The 22,692-nt window shown below is 42.5% G+C and carries 25 protein-coding genes and 1 other annotated feature; all 25 genes read left to right on the plus strand.

All coding sequences use genetic code 11. The annotated features are described in order from the left end of the window. Nucleotides 1-13 precede the first annotated feature (13 nt). Nucleotides 14-808: a glycyl-radical enzyme activating protein gene (locus DXB52_RS01500; protein WP_117540816.1), complete on the plus strand. Its 795-nt coding sequence runs from the start codon at nucleotides 14-16 to the stop codon at nucleotides 806-808. Nucleotides 809-989: 181 nt separating this feature from the next. Next, complete coding sequence (locus DXB52_RS01505; RefSeq protein ID WP_020436524.1) at nucleotides 990-1,802, plus strand: class II aldolase/adducin family protein; 813 nt, start codon at nucleotides 990-992, stop codon at nucleotides 1,800-1,802. Between the two features lie 28 nt (nucleotides 1,803-1,830). Continuing rightward, nucleotides 1,831-2,352, plus strand: a complete 522-nt coding sequence (locus DXB52_RS01510; protein WP_117540814.1) for a GlcG/HbpS family heme-binding protein — start codon at nucleotides 1,831-1,833, stop codon at nucleotides 2,350-2,352. Next, entirely contained in the window at nucleotides 2,343-3,731 is a 1,389-nt protein-coding gene (locus DXB52_RS01515) for an aldehyde dehydrogenase family protein (protein WP_117540812.1), read from the plus strand. The genes DXB52_RS01510 and DXB52_RS01515 overlap by 10 nt, the downstream gene beginning before the upstream one ends. 14 nt (nucleotides 3,732-3,745) lie before the next feature. Continuing rightward, complete coding sequence (locus tag DXB52_RS01520; RefSeq protein ID WP_015528233.1) at nucleotides 3,746-4,960, plus strand: zinc-dependent alcohol dehydrogenase; 1,215 nt, start codon at nucleotides 3,746-3,748, stop codon at nucleotides 4,958-4,960. An 11-nt stretch (nucleotides 4,961-4,971) separates the two neighbouring features. Further along, nucleotides 4,972-5,322 carry a BMC domain-containing protein gene (locus tag DXB52_RS01525; protein ID WP_015528232.1) on the plus strand — a complete coding sequence of 117 codons (351 nt, stop codon included), beginning with the start codon at nucleotides 4,972-4,974 and terminating at the stop codon, nucleotides 5,320-5,322. Between the two features lie 18 nt (nucleotides 5,323-5,340). Then, nucleotides 5,341-5,616: a BMC domain-containing protein gene (locus tag DXB52_RS01530; protein ID WP_009003872.1), complete on the plus strand. Its 276-nt coding sequence runs from the start codon at nucleotides 5,341-5,343 to the stop codon at nucleotides 5,614-5,616. Between the two features lie 34 nt (nucleotides 5,617-5,650). After that, nucleotides 5,651-5,935, plus strand: coding sequence for a BMC domain-containing protein (locus DXB52_RS01535; RefSeq protein WP_020436527.1), 285 nt, complete (start codon nucleotides 5,651-5,653; stop codon nucleotides 5,933-5,935). Nucleotides 5,936-6,080: 145 nt separating this feature from the next. After that, on the plus strand, nucleotides 6,081-6,359 hold the full coding sequence (locus tag DXB52_RS01540) for a BMC domain-containing protein (RefSeq protein ID WP_054751816.1): 279 nt from the start codon (nucleotides 6,081-6,083) through the stop codon (nucleotides 6,357-6,359). Between the two features lie 113 nt (nucleotides 6,360-6,472). Next, on the plus strand, nucleotides 6,473-7,126 hold the full coding sequence (gene pduL, locus DXB52_RS01545) for a phosphate propanoyltransferase (RefSeq protein ID WP_015528228.1): 654 nt from the start codon (nucleotides 6,473-6,475) through the stop codon (nucleotides 7,124-7,126). Then, complete coding sequence (locus tag DXB52_RS01550; protein ID WP_015528227.1) at nucleotides 7,120-7,386, plus strand: EutN/CcmL family microcompartment protein; 267 nt, start codon at nucleotides 7,120-7,122, stop codon at nucleotides 7,384-7,386. The genes pduL and DXB52_RS01550 overlap by 7 nt, the downstream gene beginning before the upstream one ends. 7 nt (nucleotides 7,387-7,393) lie before the next feature. Continuing rightward, a complete protein-coding gene (locus DXB52_RS01555) occupies nucleotides 7,394-8,740 on the plus strand; it encodes an SLBB domain-containing protein (protein WP_015528226.1) in 1,347 nt (448 codons plus the stop codon). Next, nucleotides 8,733-9,281 (plus strand): BMC domain-containing protein, encoded by a 549-nt coding sequence (locus tag DXB52_RS01560; protein ID WP_015528225.1) that lies wholly within the window; start codon nucleotides 8,733-8,735, stop codon nucleotides 9,279-9,281. Before DXB52_RS01555 ends, DXB52_RS01560 begins: the two co-directional genes overlap by 8 nt. Nucleotides 9,282-9,361: 80 nt before the next feature. Beyond that, nucleotides 9,362-10,000 carry a DeoR/GlpR family DNA-binding transcription regulator gene (locus DXB52_RS01565; RefSeq protein ID WP_472519900.1) on the plus strand — a complete coding sequence of 213 codons (639 nt, stop codon included), beginning with the start codon at nucleotides 9,362-9,364 and terminating at the stop codon, nucleotides 9,998-10,000. 145 nt (nucleotides 10,001-10,145) lie between these two features. After that, nucleotides 10,146-11,294, plus strand: a complete 1,149-nt coding sequence (locus DXB52_RS01570) for a 1-propanol dehydrogenase PduQ (protein WP_117540806.1) — start codon at nucleotides 10,146-10,148, stop codon at nucleotides 11,292-11,294. Nucleotides 11,295-11,544: 250 nt separating this feature from the next. Continuing rightward, a complete protein-coding gene (locus DXB52_RS01575) occupies nucleotides 11,545-11,736 on the plus strand; it encodes a type II toxin -antitoxin system TacA 1-like antitoxin (RefSeq protein WP_118106329.1) in 192 nt (63 codons plus the stop codon). Between the two features lie 2 nt (nucleotides 11,737-11,738). Beyond that, the gene (gene dcm / locus DXB52_RS01580; RefSeq protein ID WP_118106331.1) at nucleotides 11,739-13,028 is read left to right on the plus strand and encodes a DNA (cytosine-5-)-methyltransferase; all 1,290 of its coding nucleotides are present in this window, start codon (nucleotides 11,739-11,741) and stop codon (nucleotides 13,026-13,028) included. An 11-nt stretch (nucleotides 13,029-13,039) separates the two neighbouring features. Further along, nucleotides 13,040-14,005: an NgoBV family restriction endonuclease gene (locus tag DXB52_RS01585; protein ID WP_118106333.1), complete on the plus strand. Its 966-nt coding sequence runs from the start codon at nucleotides 13,040-13,042 to the stop codon at nucleotides 14,003-14,005. Nucleotides 14,006-14,024: 19 nt separating this feature from the next. After that, entirely contained in the window at nucleotides 14,025-14,567 is a 543-nt protein-coding gene (locus tag DXB52_RS01590; protein WP_181984716.1) for a super-infection exclusion protein B, read from the plus strand. Nucleotides 14,568-14,894: 327 nt separating this feature from the next. Then, on the plus strand, nucleotides 14,895-15,689 hold the full coding sequence (locus tag DXB52_RS01595) for a glucosaminidase domain-containing protein (protein WP_227158972.1): 795 nt from the start codon (nucleotides 14,895-14,897) through the stop codon (nucleotides 15,687-15,689). Nucleotides 15,690-15,821: 132 nt separating this feature from the next. After that, nucleotides 15,822-16,099: a binding site (T-box leader), on the plus strand. Nucleotides 16,100-16,214: 115 nt separating this feature from the next. Beyond that, nucleotides 16,215-18,860, plus strand: a complete 2,646-nt coding sequence (locus DXB52_RS01600; protein WP_118106339.1) for a valine--tRNA ligase — start codon at nucleotides 16,215-16,217, stop codon at nucleotides 18,858-18,860. Nucleotides 18,861-19,007: 147 nt separating this feature from the next. Continuing rightward, a complete protein-coding gene (locus DXB52_RS16490) occupies nucleotides 19,008-19,853 on the plus strand; it encodes a hypothetical protein (RefSeq protein WP_472519901.1) in 846 nt (281 codons plus the stop codon). Next, nucleotides 19,817-21,226, plus strand: coding sequence for an LTA synthase family protein (locus tag DXB52_RS16495; protein WP_472519902.1), 1,410 nt, complete (start codon nucleotides 19,817-19,819; stop codon nucleotides 21,224-21,226). Before DXB52_RS16490 ends, DXB52_RS16495 begins: the two co-directional genes overlap by 37 nt. After that, nucleotides 21,223-22,521, plus strand: coding sequence for a bifunctional folylpolyglutamate synthase/dihydrofolate synthase (locus DXB52_RS01610; RefSeq protein WP_118106341.1), 1,299 nt, complete (start codon nucleotides 21,223-21,225; stop codon nucleotides 22,519-22,521). Before DXB52_RS16495 ends, DXB52_RS01610 begins: the two co-directional genes overlap by 4 nt. 6 nt (nucleotides 22,522-22,527) lie before the next feature. Continuing rightward, nucleotides 22,528-22,677 (plus strand): hypothetical protein, encoded by a 150-nt coding sequence (locus DXB52_RS16075; RefSeq protein ID WP_020436533.1) that lies wholly within the window; start codon nucleotides 22,528-22,530, stop codon nucleotides 22,675-22,677. The last annotated feature ends 15 nt before the right edge of the window (nucleotides 22,678-22,692 follow it).

Here is a 22,692-nt window from a genome sequence, read left to right on the forward strand (position 1 = left end):
AGAAGGAGACAGCATGGAAGAATATCTGAAGACCAAAGGAAGAATCTTCGATATCCAGCGGTATTCCATCCATGATGGGAATGGAATTCGAACCATTGTGTTCCTAAAGGGCTGTGTGCTCAGATGCCGCTGGTGCTGTAATCCGGAATCACAGCACTACGAGATCGAGACAATGATGGTACAGGGAGAACCGAAAGTGATCGGTGAGGACACTACGGTTGCAGAAGTAATGAAGACGGTAGAAAAAGATCGTACTTATTATAGAAGAACCGGAGGCGGACTTACACTTTCCGGAGGCGAAAGCCTTTGCCAGCCGAAGTTCGCGAGAGACCTTCTGCGAGCAGCGAAAGAGTCAGGAATCACAACTGCGATGGAAAGTATGGGATGCGCACCATACAGTACAATCGAAGAGATTCTTCCATATTTAGACCAGTATCTGCTGGATATCAAACATATGAATCCGGAGAAACATAAAGAATTTACAGGACGCTCGAATGAACTGATGTTAGAGAACGCAAAGAAGATTGCAGATTCTCATATGACAGAGTTGAGTATCCGTGTTCCAGTTATTCCAGGATTCAATGATACAGAGCTGGAGATTCGTGATATTGCCGCATATGTCCGTAAGCTTGGCAATGTGAGAAGAATGCATCTTCTTCCTTACCACAGACTGGGACAGGACAAATATGACGGATTAAATCGTCCATACCTGATGGGGGATGTAAAACCACCGACAAATGAAAAGATGGAACGACTTCTGAAAGTAGCAGAAGAAGTTTCCGGTGTAGAGTGCCGGATCGGTGGTTAAAAATAAAAAACACAATTAGATAATCTACACGAAGTCGAAAACAGAGAAAATAGTGAAAATAATCACAAGAAACAACAAAAACAACGGCTGTTCAAATTGACTAATGTGGGATTGTGTGGTAAAATAAGTTAAGAAACAACACAAAACAAAAGTTTTGACACGATTCCAAGGAGGAGAAAAAATGCAAAACGAATACGAAATCAAAAAAGAAATGTGTGAAATCGGAAGAAGAGTTTACAACCGTGGAATGGTTGCAGCTAATGACGGAAACTTTTCTGTAAAACTGAACGACCATGAGTTCCTGTGTACACCAACAGGTGTCAGCAAAGGATTCATGACGCCAGAGTACATCTGTAAAGTAGATGAGAATGGTAATGTTCTTCAGGCAAATAAAGGATTCAGACCATCTTCAGAAATTAAGATGCACATGCGTGTGTACAGAGAGAGACCAGACGTTCAGTCTGTAGTACATGCTCATCCACTGTACGCTACAACATTCGCTATCGCTGGTATTCCGCTTACACAGCCAATCATGCCAGAAGCAGTTATCGCTCTTGGATGTGTTCCGATCGCTAAATACGGTACACCTTCTACAATGGAGATTCCGGACGCTATCGAGCCATACCTTCAGCACTTTGATGCAGTTCTTCTTGAGAACCACGGAGCACTTGCTTACTCAGACAGCCTTCTGAGCGCATACCACAAGATGGAGTCTCTTGAGTTCTACGCACGTCTGTTATGGCAGTCCATGCAGGTTGGCGGACCTCAGGAACTGAACGATGAGCAGGTTCAGAGACTGTACGAACTGAGAAGACAGATGGGACTTCCAGGAAAACACCCGGCAAACCTTTGCCCGAACGCTAAAGCTGGTAAGCCAAGCTGCCATTCATGCGGTGGAAACTGTGGCGGATCTTCAGCAGCAGCTCCAGAAGGAACAGATGCTGATCTTGTAGCTTCTATCACAAAGAAAGTTATGGAACAGCTGGGAATGTAATCTGACAGATTAGTAAAGGAGCAATGCTATGAATGAGCAGGAAATTACCAGTGCAGTTCAGGCTGTGCTGGATCAGATGAAGGAAGCAGCTCCACAACATACACACAAACATGTCTGTAAATGCAAAAAGCATCAGATGACATTGAAGCTTGCCAATGCCTTGATTGAAAAAGTTAAGGCAGAAGCGGCACGTGTGGGCGTGAATGCGGTTGTAGCAGTTTCCGACAAGGCAGGCAGACCTGTAGCCGTCCAGTGTATGGATGACGCCTACATAGCAAGCTTTGACATTGCATTGAACAAGACATATACTTCCGCGAGCCTTAAGATGTCCACAGCAGAGTTAAGTCAGTTGAGTCAGCCGGGACAGCCGTTATACGGAATTCAGTTTACGAATGACGGTAAGATCGTGATCTTCGGGGGTGGAGAGGTACTCGAAGCTGATGGCAAGATCGTCGGTGCACTCGGAGTCAGCGGTGGAACTGCTGAGCAGGACACAGCAATCGCAGCTTACGGAAAACAAGTCTTCAAGGAGGTATTAGAGTGTCTATAAATGAACAGATGGTTCAGGACATCGTACAGGACGTTCTTGCAAAGATGCAGATCGCTTCTGATGTACAGGGAGACCGCGGTGTATTCAAGGATATGAACGAGGCCATTGAGGCAGCGAAAGCGTCCCAGAAGATCGTGGCTAAGATGTCACTGGATCACAGAGAGAAAGTTATCTCCAACATTCGTAAAAAGATCAAGGAGAATGCAGAAATCCTGGCCCGCATGGGAGTTCAGGAGACTGGCATGGGAAATGTCGGACATAAAATTTTAAAACACCAGCTTGTAGCTGAGAAGACTCCGGGAACAGAGGATATCACTACACAGGCATGGTCAGGAGACAGAGGTCTTACATTGATCGAGATGGGACCGTTCGGAGTAATCGGAGCGATCACACCTTGTACAAACCCAAGTGAGACAGTTCTCTGTAACACAATCGGAATGTTCGCAGGTGGAAATACAGTAGTATTTAACCCACATCCGGCAGCAATCAAAACATCAATCTACGCAGTTAATCTTCTGAACGAAGCATCTGTTGAGGTTGGTGGACCGGACAACATTGCTTGTACAGTAGAGCATCCGACACTTGAGACAAGTAACATCATGATGAAACATCCTGCAATTCAGCTGATCGCTGCAACAGGAGGTCCGGGAGTTGTTACAGCAGTTCTTTCTTCAGGAAGAAGAGGAATCGGAGCTGGAGCAGGTAACCCACCGGCACTCGTTGATGAGACAGCAGATATCCGTAAGGCAGCTGAGGACATTGTAAACGGATGTACATTTGATAACAACCTTCCGTGTATCGCAGAAAAAGAGATTGTTGCAGTTGATTCTATCGTTGATGAACTGATGCACTACATGGTAAATGAGCAGGGATGCTACCTGGCTTCCAAGGAAGAGCAGGATGCACTGACAAATGTAGTTCTTGCAGGCGGAAAGCTGAACAGAAAATGTGTTGGACGTGATGCAAAGACACTGCTTGGAATGATCGGAGTTACAGTTCCGGACAATATTAGATGTATTACATTTGAAGGACCAAAGGAACACCCACTGATCGCAACAGAGCTTATGATGCCAATTCTTGGTGTAGTAAGAGCGAAAGATTTCGACGATGCTGTAGAGCAGGCTGTATGGCTTGAGCATGGTAACAGACATTCCGCTCACATTCATTCCAAGAATGTAGATCGTATTACAAAATATGCAAAAGCAATTGACACAGCAATTCTTGTTAAGAACGGACCATCCTATGCGGCACTTGGATTCGGAGGCGAAGGCTTCTGTACATTTACAATTGCCAGCAGAACTGGTGAAGGACTTACAAGCGCAAGCAGCTTCACAAAGAGAAGACGTTGCGTAATGACAGACAGCTTATGTATAAGATAACGGAGGTATAGACAATGGAAATGAATTCTGCTAATGTAGAAGCTGTTGTAAAACAGGTACTTGAGAGCATGCTGGAAAAGAAAGTTCCAGAAGCAGCTCCGGCACAGAAAGCAGCAGGAAATGAAATTCCAAAGACAGCTCACGTAGCTATGCTTACAGCACTTGAGCATTTTGAAATCAAAGAGTATCCGATGCCGGAAGTTGGTGACGGAGATATTCTTGTTAAAGTTGAAGGATGTGGTGTTTGTGGAACAGACGCTCACGAATTCAAGAGAGACCCATTCAGCCTTATTCCTGTAGTACTCGGACATGAGGGAACAGGTGAGATCGTTAAGATGGGTAAAAACGTTAAAGTTGACAGCGCTGGAAAAGCTCTGAATCTTGGAGATAAAGTTGTTACATGTATGATCTTCAAGGATGATCCGGAGATCACAATGTACGACCTCAACAAACAGAACGTAGGCGGAGCTGATGTATACGGACTTCTCCCGGACGATGATGTTCATCTGAATGGATGGTTCTCAGATTACATCCTGATCCGTGAGGGATCTACAGTATTCAACGTAAGTGATCTGGATCTGAAATCCCGTGTACTGATCGAGCCATGTGCAGTACTTGTACATGCAGTAGAAAGAGCTAAGACAACAGGAATCTTAAGATTCAACAGCAGAGTTGTTGTTCAGGGATGTGGACCGATTGGACTGATCTGTATCGCAGTTCTTCGTACAATGGGTATTGAGAATATCGTAGCTGTAGACGGAGAGCAGAAGAGACTTGACTTTGCTAAGAGAATGGGAGCTGAGAAGTCAGTTAACTTCAAAGATTTCCAGGGAATCGATGCACTTGCACAGGGAGTAAAAGATGCATTCGGCGGACATGCTGCTGACTTCGCATTCCAGTGTACAGGATCACCGATCGCTCATGCAAACATTTACAAATTCATCCGCAATGGTGGTGGACTTTGTGAGCTTGGATTCTTTATCAATGGTGGAGATGCAACAATCAACCCACACTTCGATCTTTGCTCAAAAGAAATCACACTGGTTGGCTCATGGGTATACACTCTGAGAGATTATGCAACTACATTTGATTTCCTTAAGAGAGCAAAAGCAATCGGACTTCCGATGGATGATCTGATCACACATGAGTTCCCGCTCGAGCAGATCAATGAGGCTCACCAGACAAACCTGGCTATGAAAGGTCTTAAGATTGCAATCATCAACAAATAAGGTGAGAGAGTATGGAAGCAGTAGGTATGCTGGAAGTATTCGGACTTGCAACGGCATTTGCAGCGGCTGACGCCGGATGTAAGGCAGGAAATGTAAGACTGGAGAACTTCGATAAAAATAAACCTGCGAATGCAGACGAATTGCCTGTACCGTTGATCGTAATGGTCAAGTTCCGCGGACAGGTTGCAGATGTGGAGGCAGCACTTGAGGCTGCTACAGCGAAAGCAGAGTCAATGACAGGAATTGTCACAAAGTATAAGATCTCAAGACCGACTGAGGACACTGAGAAGATGCTTAAGCTTAACGCATTTGATAAAGGAACACCACACAAAGTAACAGACGAAGAAGTCGAAGAAATTTAGGAGGATATTACAATGGCAATGGCACAGCTTGCATTAGGAATGGTAGAAACAAGAGGACTTACAGCAGCAATCGAGGCTGCAGATGCAATGACAAAAGCAGCAGAGGTTACACTTGTAGGAACAGAGAAGATCGGATCCGGACTTGTAACAGTTATGGTTCGTGGAGATGTTGGAGCTGTTAAAGCAGCAGTTGAGACAGGTGCTGACGCAGCTGGAAGACTTGGAGAACTCGTAGCTACACACGTAATCCCAAGACCACACAACGACGTTGAGAAGATCCTTCCTACAGTATAGTTTGAAGTCAAACAGCTAGAAAAGGAGCAGTCTCATGGGAAAAGCGTATGGATTCTTTGAAATCCCAAGCGTTACGGCAGCAGTGGTAGCCGTGGATATCATGTGCAAGACTGCTGATGTGCAGTTCGTTACATGGGAGAAAAAACTGGGTGGAAGACTTGTCACGATCATAATTCGTGGTGATGTATCCGCAGTTGCGCAGGCCATTGAAGCTGCCGAGCAGAATGGAATCAAAAAACCAGTGAGCACAGTAGTGATCCCAAGTCCTCACGAGGAGATCTTGAGAATCATTAACACAAGTGTAAACAAGGTTGTATAGGAGGCAGCTACAGATGGCAGACGAAAAAGAAAAGAAAACAACAACAGCCAAAGCGCCAGCCAAAACTGTACGCAGAGTAAAAAAGACGGCGCAAAAGGTAGAAACGGTTCAGAAGAAACCGGAAGTTCAGAAGGAGGAACGCAGAATGTCACAGGAAGCATTAGGAATGGTTGAAACAAGAGGACTTGTAGCATCTATCGAGGCAGCAGATTCAATGTTAAAGGCTGCTAACGTAGCACTCGTTGGAACAGAGAAGATCGGATCCGGTCTTGTAACAGTTATGGTTCGTGGAGACGTTGGAGCAGTTAAATCAGCAGTTGAGTCTGGAGCAGAGTCAGCAGGAAGACTTGGAGAGCTTGTAGCTACACATGTAATCCCAAGACCACATACAGATGTTGAGAAGATTCTTCCACAGATCAAATAATAGTCAAAGGTAAATAAAACCGGTACTTTCAGGGGATTAAGCGCCGGGCGCTGATCCCCTGAGAGTGCTTAAATAAGTAAGTGGAGCAATCCACTTTGCGAGGAGACACAAATATGGATAACAGTAATGTGGAATTAATTACAAAAATGGTTCTCGAAGCAGTAGAGAAAAAGAATGCTGCTCAGTCTGGAGAAGGTTTTCTCGTTCCAATCGGAGTGTCCGCAAGACATATCCATCTCACACAGGAGCATGTCGAGATTCTGTTTGGAGAAGGCTACCATCTTACAAAGTTCAAAGAACTTATGGGTGGACAGTTTGCATCAAACGAAAAGGTTACAATTGTTGGTCTTAAATTAAGAGCAATCGAGAATGTAAGAGTTCTTGGACCAGTCAGAAAGAATACTCAGGTAGAGATTTCTGCAACAGATGCAATCAGCCTCGGTGTAAAAGCACCAATCAGAGAATCAGGAAATATTGCAGGAAGCGCACCAATCGCGATCATCGGACCAAAAGGTGCGGTGTATCTGAACGAGGGATGCATTGTTGCGAAGAGACATATTCACATGGCTCCGAAAGATGCGATGGCAGCAGGAGTTCATGATGGTGATATCGTATCTGTAAAAGCAGATAATGAGAGAGGAACCATCTTTAACAACGTACAGATCCGTGTAGATGACAGCTTTACACTTGAGATGCACATCGATACAGATGAAGCAAATGCAGCGCAGATTAAGAGCGGGGATACCGTGAGGATTGTATCATGTTAATGGGAAAAGTTGTTGGCAGTGTTGTATCAACACGCAAGAATGAAAACTTAGTCGGAAATAAATTCATGATTGTAGAAGTGGCAGATCATATGCGTCAGGGAGCAAAACAGATCATTGCAATCGATAAGATCGGCGCAGGAATCGGCGAATACGTTCTGGTTGTACAGGGAAGTGCTGCGAGAATCGGAAGTGGTATGCCGGAAGCACCGATCGATGCTGCAATCGTTGGAATTATTGACGAAGGATTAGGACTGGAGTAGTGAAATTATGGATATGAAAGAATTAAGCAGCATATTGCAGCAGAACGGTATCGTTGGTGCTGGTGGTGCAGGCTTTCCTACATATGCTAAATTAGATGAACGTGCAGAGACAATCATTCTGAACTGTGCAGAGTGTGAGCCACTGCTTCGACTTCACAGACAGCTCCTTGAGAAATATGCAAAGGAGATCATTGATACATTTCATATGATCGGCGAGACAGTCGGTGCGAAAGAAGTCATCATTGGTATTAAGAAAGCTTACACAGCAACGATCGAAGCTGTAAAGGCCGTTATGGGACAGTATCCGGAAGTAAGACTTGGACTGTTGGATGAAGTATATCCGGCAGGTGATGAGGTTGTTCTTATTTATGAGACAACAGGTAAAGTTGTAAGACCGGGCGGACTTCCAATCGAAAGCGGCGTAGCTGTATTCAACGTAGAGACAGTTTACAATGTATACAGAGCACTGAATGAGAAGACACCTGTTGAGGACAAGCTTGTATCAGTAGTAGCTGAGGTAGAGCACCCAATCACAGTACGTGTTCCAATCGGAACACCACTGGAAGAGGTAGTAGCTCTTGCCGGCGGTGTGACTACAAAAGATGCAGTTTACTTCGTTGGTGGACCTATGATGGGTAATATCGGAACAGGAGCGCAGCCTGTTACAAAGACAACAAATGCAATCCTTGTTCTTCCGAAAGACCATCACATCATTCAGAAGAAATTAAAGAAAAACTCAATCGATATGAAGAGAGCAGCAGCTTGCTGTTGCCAGTGTACAATGTGTACAGACTTATGTCCAAGACATCTGTTAGGACATCCGATTGAGCCAAATAAATTTATGCTTGCAGCAACATGCAAGGATGTACAGGAGCCGAACATCTTCATCAATACGTTGTTCTGCTCATCCTGCGGACTTTGTGAGATGTATTCCTGTTTCCAGGGACTTTCACCAAGAAGTCTTATGGCAGAGTACAAGGGAGGTCTTCGTGCAAACGGAATCCGTCCTCCGAAAGTAGAAGCAAAACCTGTAGGACCGGAAAGAGAATACAGAAAAGTTCCGATGGAGAGACTTATGGCGCGTCTTGATCTTACGAGATATAACCGTGAAGCACCGCTTGATGAATCAGCAGTGCCGGTTAAGACAGTACGTATTCTGTTAAGTCAGCATATTGGAGCACCTGCTTCTGCAATTGTGAAAGCAGGCGACATGGTAACTAAAGGACAGATGATTGCTGAACCAGGAAAGGGATTAAGCGTTGGAATCCACGCATCCGTGAATGGTTTAGTTACAGAAGTAAATGAGAAATATATTGTCATAGAATCTCAGGAAGGACGTGCAGGCAATGAGTAAGGCTATTGGAATGGTAGAATATAAGACTGTTTCAGCAGGTATTACCGCAGCTGATGCTATGGTAAAGACTTCTGAAGTCAGCATAATCGAAGCACAGACAGTATGTCCGGGCAAATATATCGCGATCATTACAGGTGACTTAAGTGCCGTTAAAGCAGCAGTGGATAATGCAAAAGAGATGCATGGTCTTCACCTGATCGACAGTTTTGTGCTCGGTAATCCGCACGAGTCCATCTTCCCGGCAATCTACGGTGCTGCACATATTGAAGACGTATCCGCTCTTGGTATTATGGAGACATACGATGCATCTTCAATTATTGTAGCTGCTGATGAGGCTGCGAAGACGGCTATCGTTGATTTGATCGAGCTTCGTATCGCACGTGGTATGTGCGGAAAATCCTACATGCTGCTCACTGGTGAAGTGGCTGCTGTAGAAGCTGCAATCGAAAAAGCTAAGGAAGCAATCAAAGATAGAGGAATGTTCCTTGACTCTTCCGTTATTGCTCATCCGGATGCTCAGATTCGCGACGCAATCTTATAATGAACTCTGCTTTAATGTCTGAGGGAATTATAGTTCAATACCAGTAACATTATATTGGACTTAGGACAGGAGGCAGTTAGATGCTTGCGATAGAGAGAAGAAATGAAATATTAGAAAAACTGCAGAACGATAGAAGAGTCGTAGTAAGCGAACTGAGTCAGATTTACGAGGTTTCTGAGGAGACAATCCGAAGAGACCTCGATAAACTGGTTCAGGACGGTTTCGCCATAAAAAGCTATGGCGGTGCCGTGATCAATGAAAATGTGAATATCGAGCTTCCTTTCAACATCAGAAAGAATCGCAATATTGTTGGTAAACAGCATATTGCGGAACTGGTGAGTGAACAGATCAAAGATGGGGACAGCATCATGCTTGATGCAAGTTCTACAGCAGTATATGTTGCAAAGACACTTCTTGAACAGGGAAAGAAGAATCTTACCGTGCTCACAAACTCTGTGGAGATTATCATAGAGCTTTTTGGGGCGCAGGATTGGAAGGTTCTCTCTACCGGAGGAGAGTCAAGAGAAGGATCCTTTGCACTGGTAGGTTATCAGACAGACCGGATGCTTCGATCTTATCATGTAGATAAGGCAATTATCTCTGCAAAGGGAATCGATATGAACGCTGGACTTACAGATTCAGATGATCTGCATGCGAATAATAAGCGAACAATGCTGACAAGAGCAAAAGAAAAAAATTCTTGCTGTAGACAGCAGTAAGTTCGATCAAGTAGCATTTGCTGAGATAGGTTCATTAGATCAGATCACAACTATAGTTACGGATGCAAAGCCGGAAACAAGATGGCTTCAGCATTTTGATAAGATTGGTGTAAAATGTATCTATCCAAAGTAAGGAAGGGCAGTTATGAAAAGCTTTCAGATTAAAACTAGAGTAAATTTTGGAGATAATGCGCTGGATCGACTGGCAGAAGTGCCATATAAGAAGATCCTGATCGTTACAGACCCATTTATGGCGAAAAGCAAAAATCTGAACCTGATTCTCGATCCAATCAAAAAAGCAGGTAAGGAATATGATATCTTTCAGGATATTGTTCCGGATCCACCGATTGAGAAGATCAGTCTCGGTGTTAAGAAGATGCTTGAATATAAGCCGGATGCAATTGTTGCAGTTGGTGGCGGATCAGCAATTGACTCCTCCAAGTCAATCCGTGAATTTGCACTTCGCGTAGATCATTACGCAGAGGTAGGGCTGATCGCAATCCCGACAACAAGCGGTACAGGATCAGAGGTAACTTCATTTGCCGTTGTATCAGACCCGGCAGAGCAGAGAAAATATCCACTGGTATCCTGGGAATTGACACCGGACGAGGCAATCCTCGATGCAGAACTTGTAAAGAGTGTGCCAGCGGCGATTACAGCAGATACAGGAATGGACGTATTTACACACGCACTTGAAGCATGTGTAAGTACAGATAGAAGCGATTTCTCAACAGCACTTGCAGAGAAATCAATTGAGTTGGTTGGAGTATTCCTTCTCAGAGCATATCTGGATGGAAATGATACTCATGCACGTCAGAAGATGCATTCTGCATCCTGTCTGGCAGGATTGGCATTCAACTCAGCATCTCTCGGACTGAACCATGGTATGGCTCATCAGTTAGGTGCAAAGTTCCACATCCCACACGGGCGTGCGAACGCAATGCTTCTTCCACATATCATTGAATTCAACAGTGATATCAATAAACATAGTAAGAGTCAGAAAGAATATCTTCCGGCTGTTAAGCGTTATGCAACCGTAGCTCAGATCCTTGGACTGAGCAGCTACAATGAGATTATGACAGTCAGATCCCTTGTAAACTGGGTACAGTTTATGTTAAAAGAGATGGATATTCCGCTGTCAATCTCTCAGATGGGTACAATCTCAGAGGAAGAGTACTTCAATGCAATCGACAGTATGGCAGATGCCGCACTCGAGGATGGATGTACAGCAACAAACCCAAGAGTACCAAATAAGGAAGATGTTATTGAAATCTACAAGAAATTGTGGAAATAATAAGCATAAAAAAGAAGCTGCGATGTGTACAGCTTCTTTTTTTATGCTTATTTATGGCAAAATTGCCGGAATTCTTATCTGAACTTCCGTACCTTCTCCTTTTGCACTGGAAAAACTTAGTCCATAGCGCTCACCGTATAAAATCTGTAATCTGCGATGTGTATTATAAACAGCGGAACAAAACATTGTATGGCACTTGTGTTGTATTTGTTCCACGAAAATGATATAATTTACATTGGAGGTACTGTTTATGGATAAAGAAAACAAAGCCTATTCAATGAGTATTCGAGTGTCGAAAGATGAACTTGAAAAATTGAAACAGGCAGCACGTATAGAAGCGTATTCATCTTATAGTGAGTTTGTAAGAAGGACGGCTCTTTTAGAAGCATCCCATATTCTTGCATCTCAGAATAGCAAAGAAAATAATAATGAAGGAGAATAACAATGCCTAGAATCATTGATTTATTTGCAGGCTTAGGAGGAATACGTTTGGGATTTCAAGAGGCTATGGATGTTCTCGGATTAGAAACAGAATGTGTTTTTTCTTCTGAAATTAAGCAATATGCAATTAAGGCTTATAAAGATTTTTATGGTAAGGACGAAGTTGTAAATGGAGATATTACTCAAATTGATGTAGTTGACATCCCTGATTTTGATGTTCTCCTCGCAGGCTTCCCATGCCAACCATTTAGCTCGGCCGGAGTCAGAAAAGGATTTAAAGATACTAGAGGAACAATGTTTTTTGAAATTGAAAGGATTCTCAAAGGGAAGATCGAATCAGGACATCCTGCCATGGGATTTCTTTTAGAAAACGTTGAAGGATTAATCAACCATGATGGTGGAGATACCTTGAAAATAATCATTGATCATTTGGAAGCATTAGGTTATAAGGTTTCATATAAATTATTAGATTCGAAATTTTTCGGATTACCACAGAGTAGAAAAAGAGTGTATATTGTCGGAACACTCACAGATAAGGTGAGCCTTGATGATTTTGATGAAAGTATCAAGACGTTGGATAGTGTTTTGGAACAAGGATTACCAACAGTTGATTCAGACTTCACAAGAAAACTCTTTACTTATTACACTCCTGAAGAAGTAAAGGGTAAGTCCATTAAAGATAAACGAGGTGGAAAAAATAATATCCATTCATGGGATATTGATTTAAAAGGAGTTACAACACCAGAAGAAAAAGAATTCTTGAGCCTTTTATTGAAAGAAAGAAGAAAAAAGCATTGGGCTGAGGAAATTGGAATAACTTGGATGGATGGAATGCCATTGACTGAAGAGCAAATTAGAACCTTTTACGATGTCCCAGAGCTGCATGAGATGTTGAATCACCTTCATGAAATGGGATATTTGGCATTTGAGCATCCTAAAAAGCAGATTGAAAAAGACGGCACAAAAGTAAGAGTCCCTGATACAGATTTACCTAAAGGATATAATATTGTTGCAGGAAAATTATCCTTTGAGTTTTCAAAGATTTTAAGTCCTGATGAGATGGCACCTACATTGGTTGCTATGGATGTTTCTAAATTAGGTGTAGTTGATGGAAATGGAATTCGCAGATTATCCATTAGAGAATGTCAACGATTGTGTGGTTATCCAGACGAATACTCACTTGATCAATTAAGTGAAGGAGATGCATTTGATTTACTTGGAAATACTGTATGTGTTCCTGTTATTAAAGAAATTTCCTTACGATTAGGAGAAATATATCAAAAACAAAGATAGGGGGAAGGAAAATGCGATTGACGGCACAGCAAGTGTACGATAAGCTGATTAATGAAGATGCTATTTTAACCTTAGAAGGTCAAATTAAATTCTTTTTAGGCGAAGTCAGTATTATTGTAAAACAAAAAGATGTTGTTGGTAATATTATGCAGGAGTGGTTGCAAGGTTGGATGGATCATAACGGGATTGAATATGCTCCTGACACTAATTCTCAGATGCCACCAGACTTTTATTTGAACCCAGATGATAAAACACAGAATTTGTTGGAAGTGAAAGCTTTCAATCGTTCGAATAGTCCGGGTTTCGATATTGCAGACTTTAGAATGTATGCATCGGAAATTTTAGAAAAGCCATATATGTTGGATGTAGATTATCTGATTTTCGGATATGATATGAGCGAAGATGGTGTTGTTACAATTAAGGATGTTTGGTTGAAAAAAGTATGGGAAATTACTAGGAGAATGGAAAACTATCCTATCAATCTCCAGGTAAAAGATGGAGTAATCCATAAGATTCGCCCAGGTGTTTGGTACTCTGATAACTCAACCGATTATAAAATGTTTGAATCATTGGAAGATTTTATCTCTGCTATTGAAGAAACAACATTTAAGGAGCCTAAGTTAAGGGATAGTATTGCCTCAACATGGCTGACAAAGTTTAACAAAGCATATAAAGCTCGTTATGGTAAAGAATTAAATGTTCCTAGATGGAACGATATTAAAGATAAATATGATGTTGGAACCGTTAGAAGATATGAAAAAGCGGAAGCTACATTAAAAAAATCAGAAGCAGCTTTGAAAAAATGCGAAGATAGAGTTTTGATGTGGGCACAGAAGCTGTCTGAAGCGAAAACAGATAAACAAAAAATAAAAGCCGAGGAAAGCCTTAAAAAAGCAAATGTTTCTTTGGAAAGTGCAAAAGACAGAGTAAAGGAAGCAAAGAATAGACTCGAAGCATATGCTCAGATGCTTGGTTAAAGAGGTGATATTTGGGAGCATGAGCGTAATCAAAACCATAATAGAAAAGATGAAACTCAAAGAAATCTGTGCAGTATTATTTATTGCAGGGATTATAATTACATATATGCCACAAGACTATGCTATGAAATTTAGCATTGTGGAATTTCGTGAAACTTATCAAACTTATATCAGTGTCGGGCTCATAATCATTGCCGCCTTCTATATTTTTAGTTTTATTACATGGGTCAGTGAGAAGATATTTTTCAAATTCCATAATCCGGAAAAAATAGGAAAGAATTATTTGAAAAATGTAATGTCAGCCGATGAGATGGGGTTTTTAGTCGAAAAATTTTACGATCGAGAAAGTAATGTTTTTCGAAATACCGCCTATATCGATATGAGTGATGGGCGAGGAGCTGGATTAACAAGTAAACATGTTATCTATCTCTCTTCGAATATTAGTAATTGGAATTCCTTTGCATATAATTTGCAACCATGGGCATACAAATTCCTTAATAAAAATTTGAAAGAAGGAAATATTGTTGTAAGTGGTTCTAGTGTACAATTTCAACTTAAATGATTAAGCCAAGCAGCAGTCATCCGCCTCCTCTTGCATTTGATTTGCAAGAGCTTGCTGCGGGAAAAGAGAGTGTCGATACTTGATGCTTCAAGTGGCATTACATATCCACCACGTATAGATTTCTCCTTGGATGGAGATGAATGCCGGTATCCAGCCTCGCCGAGATCGTCTGCAACTTCAAAATATCATGTGTAAGAGAATGTTCTTCTGTAGCCGGTAAAGCTACGGAAGAATGTTCTCTTTTTATAGTATATTAATTGAGTGTTATCTGAAAGAATTGTTGTATATACTATATCAAATACCTGAGAAATGGACAGGAAGCGTGAAATGAGATTACCTATTTATATAGAAGCAGCAATGGGAGTTTTTCTGGTAGTGATTCTGGCAATGGCAGGAAGAAACGGAATGATTCCTCAGAACCAGAAAAATAATGTTATGAAACAGTCAGAAGTAGAACAGAAATCAGATTCTGACATACAAAACGAAAAGGAAGGAGTTGCGGAAGAGGCAACAGATTCGATAGAAGAAGTTGCACAGACTGACAGCGTAGCAATAACAGCACAGATGTGTTCTCCGGCCGGGCAGTATCCGGTTATGGGGGAGAGTGTTGTTACGGTGGATGAGCTTGCAGATTATTTCAATCAATCGGGATACGAATATCCGTCGGAAGAACTGGCAAAAGGTGGAGCAGATACCATAGAAACATTCTGCCAGATCTACTGTGAAGAAGCAGAGGCAGAAGACATCCGGGCAGAGGTTGCATTTACCCAGGCAATGAAAGAGACTGGATTTCTTCAGTTTGGCGGTGATGTAAGTATTGAACAGTTCAATTTTGCCGGAATAGGAACAACCGGGGGAGGAGTGCCGGGAAATTCTTATCCGGATGTCAGAACAGGAGTGCGGGCACAGATACAGCATCTGAAGGCCTATGCGACAGATGAACCGCTGAATCAGACTTGCGTGGATAACCGTTATGAATATGTGAAAAAAGCTTCCGCACCTTATGTACAATGGCTGGGACAGAAAGAGAACCCGGAAGGAGCCGGTTGGGCGACAGGAGAGAACTACGGGTATGATATTGCAGGGATGTTGCAACATTTACTTCTAAAAGAGCAAGGTTAAGAAGATATGGCTGGACTTCCGGCTGTGGTTATGATATTTTAAGATTTCTTAAAGAAAGGGAAATCCCTTGACAAATCAGCCTTTGACAGCTATAGTAGTAACAGTTAAAAAGTATTTAACAACTATGTAAAGATACAGGTGTTGAAGAAGAGGAGTACATCATTACTTCCCACAGAGAGAACCGTTCAGATTGCTAAGAGGATCTGGCTGTGAGACGGTTTGGAAAAAGGATGATGGAAGGTAGCTTCGGAGTCGGAATTCTGAAAGGTCGAAGAGGTTGGATAGGAGTTCCCGGAGTCGTTCACGTTACAGAACGAAGAGATGTATATGTAAAGAACAAGGTTAATACAAACAGTAATAAGTTCTTACATATATAAATAAGGTGGTACCGCGAGATTTTCGCCCTTTACGTGAAGTAGAGGGCGTTTTCTAGTTATAGAAGAAAGAGATATCCACTTTTAAAACAATGAGATTGTGGAAAACAACTACAAAATTAACATAATATGTGGAAAAAGGAGAACAATCATGAGCAAAGAACTCGCAAAGACTTACGATCCGAAACAGATCGAAGAGAAACTCTATGAGAGATGGTGTGAGAACAAGTATTTTCATGCTGAAGTAGACAGAAGTAAGAAACCATTTACAACAGTAATGCCGCCTCCGAATATTACAGGAAAGCTGCATATGGGACATGCACTTGACAATACACTGCAGGATATTCTGATCCGTTACAAGAGAATGGAAGGATATAACGCACTGTGGATCCCGGGAACAGACCATGCAGCAATCTCTACAGAGGTTAAGGTTACAAATCAGCTCAAAGAAGAGGGAATCGACAAGAAAGAACTCGGACGTGAGGGATTCCTTGAGAGAACCTGGCAGTGGAAAGAAGAGTACGCAGGAACAATCGAGAATCAGCTGAAGAAGCTTGGTATTTCCTGTGACTGGGACAGAGAGCGTTTCACAATGGACGAGGGATGTTCCAAAGCTGTAGAAGAAGTATTCATCAACTTATACAACAAGGGATATATTTATAAAGGATCCAGAATCATCAACTGGTGTCCGAAATGTAAGACATCTCTGTCAGACGCAGAGGTAGAGCATGAGGATCAGGACGGAAACTTCTGGCACATCAAGTACCCGATCGCCGGAACAGACCGTTTCCTTGAAATCGCAACAACACGTCCGGAGACATTACTTGGAGATACAGCAATTGCTGTTCACCCGGATGATGAGAGATACAAAGATATCGTAGGAAAGATGGCAATCCTTCCACTTGTAAACCGTGAGATCCCGATCGTTGCGGATTATTATGTAGACAAAGAATTCGGAACAGGTGCTGTTAAGATCACACCGGCACATGACCCGAACGACTTCGAGGTAGGAAAGCGTCACAACCTTCCGGAGATCAACATCATGAACGATGATGCGACAATTAACGAGAAGGGTGGAAAATACGCAGGAATGGATCGTTACGAGGCCAGAAAGGCAATCGTAGCAGATCTTGATGAGCAGGGATACCTTGTAAAGGTTGTTCCGCACATGCATGCAGTAGGAACACATGATCGTTGTGGTACAACCGTTGAGCCGCTGATCAAACAGCAGTGGTTTGTAAAGATGGATGAGCTTGCAAAACCGGCGATCAACGCACTGAAGACTGGTGAACTTCGTTTCGTACCGGAGCGTTTTGACAAGATTTACCTTCACTGGCTTGAGAATATCAAAGACTGGTGTATCTCCCGTCAGATATGGTGGGGACACAGAATTCCGGCTTATTACTGTGATGAGTGCGGTGAATTTGTAGTTGCGAAAGAAGCACCGGAGAAATGCCCACACTGTGGATGTACACATTTCACACAGGATGAAGATACACTTGATACATGGTTCTCTTCCGCGTTGTGGCCGTTCTCCACACTTGGATGGCCGGAGAAGACAGAAGATCTTGACTACTTCTATCCGACAGACGTTCTTGTAACTGGATATGATATCATCTTCTTCTGGGTAATCCGTATGGTATTCTCAGGATATGAGCATACAGGAAAAGCTCCGTTTAACACAGTACTGATCCACGGTCTTGTAAGAGACTCTCAGGGACGTAAGATGAGTAAGTCTCTTGGAAATGGTATCGATCCGCTTGAGATCATCGACAAGTACGGTGCAGATGCCCTGAGATTGACACTGATCACAGGAAATGCACCTGGTAACGATATGCGCTTTTACAACGAGCGTGTTGAGGCAAGCCGTAATTTTGCAAACAAAGTATGGAATGCATCAAGATTTATCATGATGAACATGGAGAAGAACGTTGTAGAAGAACCGGAAGACTTCCTGCTGAAACCAGCAGATAGATGGATCCTTTCCAAGGTAAACAGCCTGACAAAAGAAATGACAGAGAACATGGATAAGTTCGAACTCGGTATCGCAGTTCAGAAAGTTCATGACTTTATTTGGGATGAGTTCTGTGACTGGTATGTAGAGATCGCAAAATATCGTATCTACCATGCGGAGGAAGATTCACAGTCCGCAAACTGTGCTCTGTGGGTACTTAAGACAGTACTTGGACAGGCACTGAAGCTTCTTCATCCATTTATGCCATTTATCACAGAAGAGATTTATGGAGCACTTGTACCGGAGGAAGAGTCACTGATGATGTCAAGCTGGCCGGTATACAGAGAGGATTGGGAGTTCCCATATGCTACAGAAGTTATGAAGCATGTAAAAGCAATCACACGCGGAATCAGAAATATGCGTGCTGAGATGAATGTTCCGAATAACAAACGTACAAAAGTTTACATCATCAGCAGTGATTCCAAACTGCTTACAGCACTTGAAGTATTCAAGGAATCTGTAAAACCGTTGATGCTGGCAAACGATATTATTCTTCACTATGAGAAGAAAGATGTTGCTGATGATGCAGTATCTATCGTTGTTCCGGGAGCAACAGTTTACCTGCCGCTGGAAGACCTTGTAGACTTCGAGCAGGAGAGAGAAAGACTGAAGAAAGAGGAAGAGAGACTCAACAGCGAGATAAAGAGAGCACAGGGAATGCTTGCAAATGAAAGATTCACAAGCAAAGCACCTGCAGATAAAGTTCAGGCTGAGCGTGATAAACTTGAGAAATATACAAAGATGCTTGAGCAGGTAAAAGAGAGAATCGATAGTCTCAGATAACTGTGGGGGGAGAAAAGCTGCAAAAAAGCAGGAAACTGTAAACAGCAGTTTAGACACAGTATCAGGTATTAGACGGCAAAAAGTCGCACGGCAGAAAGGAGCTAAGATCCCATGCCGTGCATTTTGCCTATAAGAAAGAGGTTATAGATGAAGCGGATTCATATTAAAAAACCAGATATCAAAGGATTTTTTACAAAGGTCAAAAATCTGAAACCGGAAGATATCAAGAGACACTATCAGGAGAAAAAAGCAAGACGCCAGAGAATCCTGGAACAGAGAAGAAACAGTAAATTTGCGAAAAAGATGCAGCCGGTTTATAAGTGGATGAACAGATTTTCACTTGTCCTTCATTATCTGCTGGCCTGTGTTTTAAATTTTTTGATTGAGATGATCTCAAGGCATTCCTTTTTTGAAGCATGGAGCTACATGACAGGAACACCGCTCGTGTTTCTGTTTAACGCATTTTTAATTTTCGCAACATTTATGATTGTTTATCTGTTCCGCAGACGAGTGTTTGTCAGAATTCTTCTCAGTGTATTCTGGCTGTTTTTGGGAGCATGTAACGGGTATCTGCTCCTGAAGCGAGTGACACCGTTCAATGCACAGGACTTGAAAGTTCTGTCAGATGCCTTGGAACTGACAAGCAATTATTTTAATGGCTTTGAGATCGTGATGCTTACCATTGGAATCGCAGCTGTTGTTTTGTGGGTGATTTCCATGTGGCGCCGCGGTGGGCAGTATACTGGAAAGATGCACCGCATTATTGCAGTGATCGCTGTTGTGGCATCCGGATTTGCCTATGTAGGGCTTACTGATGTTGCAATCGACAAGAGAGTGATCTCAAATTATTTTGGAAATATCGCATTTGCTTACGAAGACTATGGATTCCCATATTGTTTCGCAGCAAGTTTATTTAATACAGGAATCAATCAGCGGCCGGTTACAGCGAAGAGACGATGGCGGAGATCAACAAGGATGGATGCCTTAACGTGAGTGAGACAAGCCGTTCGAAAGAGGAGCTGCCGAATATCATGTTTGTCCAGCTGGAATCTTATTTCGATCCGACAGAGGTAGAATGGCTGAGATTTTCCGAGGATCCGATCCCAAATCTCAGAAAGCTTTATGCTGACTATTCTTCCGGATATTTTAAAGTTCCATCTGTTGGAGCAGGTACAGCGAATACAGAGTTCGAGGTGCTTACCGGAATGAATATGCGTTTCTTCGGACCGGGAGAGTATCCATACAAGACTTATGTGAAGACGACACCTCTTGAGAGTGCGGCGAGTGCACTTGCATCTCTTGGGTATGGTGCAGAAGCACTTCACAACAACGGCGGTAATTTCTACAGTCGTGCCAAAGTATACAACAACATGGGATTTGACCATTATACAAGTAAGGAATTTATGAATATCTTAAAGACGACGCCGAAGGGATGGGCGACAGACGATATTCTTGTTCCGAACATCATGGAGTCTCTGGATACAACAGACGGAACAGATTTTGTATGTACAATCAGTGTGCAGGGACATGGAGATTATCCGACAGAGCCAACCTTGGAAAATCCAGAGATCAAAGTGACCGGAGTGGAAGATGAAGGTAAGAGAAATGCATGGGAGTACTATGTAAATGAAGTTCATGAGATGGACAAGTTCGTCGGACAGCTGATTGATGCAATCGAGCAGAGAGGGGAACCGACAGTGCTCGTATTCTACGGAGACCATCTCCCGACACTTGGTCTGGAAGCGAAAGATCTGAAAGGAAAATATCTGTACAATACGAATTATGTTATCTGGGACAACATTGGACTGGAAAAGAAAGACGGGAATATCGCTGCTTACCAGATTATGGCAGATGTCTTTGATCGTTTGGATATTCATACAGGAACTATTTTCAATTACCATCAGCAGAGAAGACAGACAAAGAATTATCTTGCTGATCTGGAATTACTCCAGTATGATATCATGTACGGAAAACAGTATGTATACAAGGACAGTGGAGCTCCGATCACAGAAGGACATATGGTCATGGGGGTAAAGGATGCGACGATCACCAGTGTTGTGGAGCAGCTGAAAGGAACTTATAGCATTTACGGAGAGAACTTTACAAAACAAAGTAAGGTTTATATCAACGGAGAGAAGCAGACAACAAAATTCCTGAACAATACAAGATTGGATCTGAAAGAGTCAGAAATCAAAGATGGCGATCAGATCATGGTTGCACAGTGCGGTTCAAGCAATACAATCTTCCGTACATCGAAGACTTATGAATATACAGGAGGCCAGCTTGTAGAAGTGACAGACCAGGATACGGATGTTGAGAATGGAAGACAGGCCTTTGTAGAACAAAAGGAAGAAAAGAAAAAATGACCTATAAGGAAATCGTAACCTATATAGAAGAAATTCCAAGATTTACAAGAAAGCACTCTCTGGATCATACCAGAGAGATGCTTCTGTTTTTGGGAAATCCACAGAATGGAAAGAAGATCATTCATGTAGCGGGAACGAATGGAAAAGGTTCTGTATGCGCTTATCTAGATGCGATGCTCCGGGCAGAAGGAAAAAGCACCGGATTGTTTACTTCACCGCATCTGGTGAAAATGAATGAACGGATCGTTCTGAACGGAAAGCAGATCAGTGATGAGGATTTCTGCGAAGTATTTGAAGAGACTATGCAGGCTGTCCGCAGGATGCAGGATGCAGGATTGGAGCATCCGACATTTTTCGAATTTTTATTTGCAATGGCGATGAAAGCTTATGACAGAGCAGGAATGGAATACATTGTCCTTGAGACAGGACTTGGAGGTCGGCTGGATGCAACAAGTTCTGTAGAACCGGTCGCCTGCGTGATCACATCGATCGGTCTGGATCATATGGAATATCTTGGTGATACAGTGGAACAGATTGCGGGAGAGAAAGCAGGAATCATCCGGCCGGAAGTTCCGGTGTTTTTTGCACAGACAGCACCGGGAAGTGACTCTGTAATTGAAAAAACAGCAGAAAAAGAAGGCTGTTTCTGTAAAAAAATAGGGAAAGATGCGTACGAAATTCTCGGAATTGAAGATAAACATATTGCATTTTCCTGCGCAAGTGCTTATTATGGAACTACCACGTGGAAATTAAATAATATTGGAACCTATCAGCCGGGGAATGCACTGCTTGCGATGGAAGTGATGCGTTATCTTTTCAAAGAAAACGGTCATCCACAAGAGTGGAGAATAGCACTTGCCAGGGTGAAATGGGCAGGAAGAATGGAAGAGATTCTTCCAAAAGTATACGTTGACGGAGCGCATAATGTGAGTGCTATTCAGGCATTTGTAAGAAGTGTGCCGAAGAATCCAGATGGAAATATTATTTTATTTTCGGCGGTAAAAGATAAAGAATATGAAGAAATGATTTCGTATCTATGCAAACATGCTGATGCGGAAGAATATGTAGTAACATTGATCGATGGTGATCGTGCGACAGACGCACACATTCTAGGTGAACTGTTCCGGAAATATACAGAACAGCCGGTGACTGTGATTGAATCTGTCAAAGAGGCAATGCAGTATGTATTGCGGATTCAGGGGAGAAGAACGGTATATTGTCTCGGTTCTCTTTACCTGACAGGAATGATCAAAGAGATCATACAGGAATCTTTAAGCGGATGTGGGGAGGTTTGATTGCAGATGCTTAATTATGAAGAAGAACTTAGAAAATTCAAGCCAAGTCTCGAGGTGGACCAGATTGAGGAAGCTGTTTACAAGGAAGATCTGACAGATATGCAGGACATCGTAAAAGAGGTTATGGCAAAGAAAGAAAAAACGGTGAGAAGATAGAAAGATAGTGGTGGG

This window comes from Ruminococcus sp. OM04-4AA, from assembly GCF_003462585.1.
Lineage (GTDB): Bacteria > Bacillota > Clostridia > Lachnospirales > Lachnospiraceae > Mediterraneibacter > Mediterraneibacter faecis.

Excerpts from the sequence above, each read along its gene's own strand:
- DXB52_RS01500 (WP_117540816.1), top strand. The coding sequence starts at position 14 with ATGGAAGAATATCTGAAGACCAAAGGAAGAATCTTCGATATCCAGCGG.
- DXB52_RS01505 (WP_020436524.1), top strand. The coding sequence starts at position 990 with ATGCAAAACGAATACGAAATCAAAAAAGAAATGTGTGAAATCGGAAGA.
- DXB52_RS01510 (WP_117540814.1), top strand. The coding sequence starts at position 1,831 with ATGAATGAGCAGGAAATTACCAGTGCAGTTCAGGCTGTGCTGGATCAG.
- DXB52_RS01520 (WP_015528233.1), top strand. The coding sequence starts at position 3,746 with ATGGAAATGAATTCTGCTAATGTAGAAGCTGTTGTAAAACAGGTACTT.
- DXB52_RS01525 (WP_015528232.1), top strand. The coding sequence starts at position 4,972 with ATGGAAGCAGTAGGTATGCTGGAAGTATTCGGACTTGCAACGGCATTT.
- DXB52_RS01530 (WP_009003872.1), top strand. The coding sequence starts at position 5,341 with ATGGCACAGCTTGCATTAGGAATGGTAGAAACAAGAGGACTTACAGCA.
- DXB52_RS01535 (WP_020436527.1), top strand. The coding sequence starts at position 5,651 with ATGGGAAAAGCGTATGGATTCTTTGAAATCCCAAGCGTTACGGCAGCA.
- DXB52_RS01540 (WP_054751816.1), top strand. The coding sequence starts at position 6,081 with ATGTCACAGGAAGCATTAGGAATGGTTGAAACAAGAGGACTTGTAGCA.
- pduL (WP_015528228.1), top strand. The coding sequence starts at position 6,473 with ATGGATAACAGTAATGTGGAATTAATTACAAAAATGGTTCTCGAAGCA.
- DXB52_RS01550 (WP_015528227.1), top strand. The coding sequence starts at position 7,120 with ATGTTAATGGGAAAAGTTGTTGGCAGTGTTGTATCAACACGCAAGAAT.
- DXB52_RS01555 (WP_015528226.1), top strand. The coding sequence starts at position 7,394 with ATGGATATGAAAGAATTAAGCAGCATATTGCAGCAGAACGGTATCGTT.
- DXB52_RS01560 (WP_015528225.1), top strand. The coding sequence starts at position 8,733 with ATGAGTAAGGCTATTGGAATGGTAGAATATAAGACTGTTTCAGCAGGT.
- DXB52_RS01565 (WP_472519900.1), top strand. The coding sequence starts at position 9,362 with ATGCTTGCGATAGAGAGAAGAAATGAAATATTAGAAAAACTGCAGAAC.
- DXB52_RS01570 (WP_117540806.1), top strand. The coding sequence starts at position 10,146 with ATGAAAAGCTTTCAGATTAAAACTAGAGTAAATTTTGGAGATAATGCG.
- DXB52_RS01575 (WP_118106329.1), top strand. The coding sequence starts at position 11,545 with ATGGATAAAGAAAACAAAGCCTATTCAATGAGTATTCGAGTGTCGAAA.
- dcm (WP_118106331.1), top strand. The coding sequence starts at position 11,739 with ATGCCTAGAATCATTGATTTATTTGCAGGCTTAGGAGGAATACGTTTG.
- DXB52_RS01585 (WP_118106333.1), top strand. The coding sequence starts at position 13,040 with ATGCGATTGACGGCACAGCAAGTGTACGATAAGCTGATTAATGAAGAT.
- DXB52_RS01590 (WP_181984716.1), top strand. The coding sequence starts at position 14,025 with ATGAGCGTAATCAAAACCATAATAGAAAAGATGAAACTCAAAGAAATC.
- DXB52_RS01595 (WP_227158972.1), top strand. The coding sequence starts at position 14,895 with ATGAGATTACCTATTTATATAGAAGCAGCAATGGGAGTTTTTCTGGTA.
- DXB52_RS01600 (WP_118106339.1), top strand. The coding sequence starts at position 16,215 with ATGAGCAAAGAACTCGCAAAGACTTACGATCCGAAACAGATCGAAGAG.
- DXB52_RS16490 (WP_472519901.1), top strand. The coding sequence starts at position 19,008 with ATGAAGCGGATTCATATTAAAAAACCAGATATCAAAGGATTTTTTACA.
- DXB52_RS16495 (WP_472519902.1), top strand. The coding sequence starts at position 19,817 with ATGGCGGAGATCAACAAGGATGGATGCCTTAACGTGAGTGAGACAAGC.
- DXB52_RS01610 (WP_118106341.1), top strand. The coding sequence starts at position 21,223 with ATGACCTATAAGGAAATCGTAACCTATATAGAAGAAATTCCAAGATTT.
- DXB52_RS16075 (WP_020436533.1), top strand. The coding sequence starts at position 22,528 with ATGCTTAATTATGAAGAAGAACTTAGAAAATTCAAGCCAAGTCTCGAG.